General features: G+C 49.9%; 1 protein-coding gene. It reads left to right on the plus strand.

Annotation, left to right across the window (positions count from 1 at the left end; genetic code table 11):
* Positions 1-50: 50 nt before the first annotated feature.
* A partial coding sequence (locus JMF85_RS27830; RefSeq protein WP_201319401.1) for a VOC family protein occupies positions 51-727 on the plus strand: 677 nt, incomplete at its 3' end.

Below are 727 nucleotides of genomic sequence, written 5' to 3' on the forward strand. Positions count from 1 at the left end.
ATACATAATTGTAAAACAATCTTGCATTCATTTTTGGGAGGAGAAATCTAATGGATACTTTTAACGAACAGGTCAGAGATATTGCGCATCTGGGGCATGTTGAACTGCTGACGCCGAAGCCAAATGAAAGCGTTGCCTTTTTCACGAATATTCTGGGTATGCAGGAAGTGGCACGTGAGGGGCAATCTGTATTTCTTCGCGGATTCGGGAATTATGAGTCTTATTGTATGAAATTGACCGAGTCCAAGGAACCGGGGATCGGACATACCGCGATACGCACGACATCGCCGCAAGCGCTGGAACGGCGTGCGGCAGCCATCGACAAAAGCGGTTATGGCATCGGTTGGAGTGAAGGCGACTTCGGTCATGGGAAGTCCTACCAATTTCGCGATCCCGACGGGCATGCTATGGAGCTTTACTTTGAAACGGAAAAGTATAAAGCGCCTGAACATTTACGCCCCATCCTGAAGAACCAGCCGCAAAAATATACCGGCAACGGGGTAGGCGTCCGCCAGCTGGATCACATCAATTATCTGGCACAGAAAGTCGAGCCGACGAGCAAGTTCCTGCAGGATCATTTGGGTATGAAAGTAAGCGAGCAGATTGTGCTCGACAGCGGGGAGCATGCCGGTTCATGGCTGTATTCGGGGCAGAAATCTTATGAGCTGGTTTACACGGTTGATTCCACGAACAGCCGGGGAAGACTCCACCATCTTGCCTTTCTCGT

It is taken from the genome of Paenibacillus sp. EPM92, from assembly GCF_016586185.1.
Taxonomy (GTDB): Bacteria; Bacillota; Bacilli; order Paenibacillales; family NBRC-103111; genus Paenibacillus_G; species Paenibacillus_G validus.